Origin of the sequence: Lysinibacillus sp. CNPSo 3705, from assembly GCF_028674935.1 — a bacterium.
In the GTDB taxonomy this organism is placed as follows: domain Bacteria; phylum Bacillota; class Bacilli; order Bacillales_A; family Planococcaceae; genus Lysinibacillus.
Map to the genome: position 1 here is coordinate 1 of NZ_JAQZSD010000206.1, position 424 is coordinate 424.

Below are 424 nucleotides of genomic sequence, written 5' to 3' on the forward strand. Positions count from 1 at the left end.
AGGTCACACCCGTTCCCATACCGAACACGGAAGTTAAGCTCTTTAGCGCCGATGGTAGTTGGGGGCTTCCCCCTGTGAGAGTAGGACGTCGCTAGGCATGTAAAAAAGTCGAGGATTTATTCCTCGGCTTTTTTGTGTGAAAATAAATCAATATATGTACTTGAACATAGCTAATGTTATGAACTTCAATAATGAAAAATATCAAACGTTGAAGTTCGTAAGAACAAAAGAATGTGCAACCTGTTCAATTTGTGATAATTCCCTCTGTCTAAAAGTTTCAACATGATGGTAGTGGATCGTCCAAATGCTTTTACAATTACAAACTCTAGCATAGTTATAAAAAATGTAGTTTCTTTAACAGAAGCAGTTTAAGATCTTGTAAAATATGTTTTATAAAATTGATTGTGAGTCTAATATAAAATTG

1 rRNA gene is annotated in these 424 nt (G+C 34.9%); it reads left to right on the top strand.

Annotation, left to right across the window (positions count from 1 at the left end):
- Positions 1-97 (top strand): 5S ribosomal RNA (gene rrf / locus PVA17_RS25065); the annotation flags it as partial.
- Positions 98-424: the final 327 nt, after the last annotated feature.